1 protein-coding gene is annotated in these 255 nt (G+C 39.2%); it reads right to left on the bottom strand.

The features are described from left to right. Positions 1–255: IS110 family transposase (locus TEPIDINF_RS15290; RefSeq protein WP_421692409.1), on the bottom strand; the 255-nt coding region annotated here is incomplete at both ends.

The following is a 255-nucleotide window of genomic DNA, read 5'->3' as shown; positions in this document are numbered from 1 at the left end:
AGATCTTGGTTGTTTTAACCTTATTATCCACAAGAACACTGTAACCCTGGTATTCACGCCAGATTTGGTCATGAATACCGCGAAGTTCCATTTTGATGCATGAGCGCTTATTAATTTCACTCCGTCTTGCCCGTGTTAAGTTTTGAAGTTGTCTAAATACGCCAGCAGAAAGCTTAGAATTAGTAGCTTTATTGCCAACCAATGCTTCGGCAATTAGGTACAAATCTATGTCATCGGTTTTGGTATAAGTAAGGT

Source organism: Tepidibacillus infernus (assembly GCF_048898065.1).
Taxonomy (GTDB): domain Bacteria; phylum Bacillota; class Bacilli; order Tepidibacillales; family Tepidibacillaceae; genus Tepidibacillus_B; species Tepidibacillus_B infernus.
This window is presented reverse-complemented; position numbering and strand designations above follow the sequence as displayed.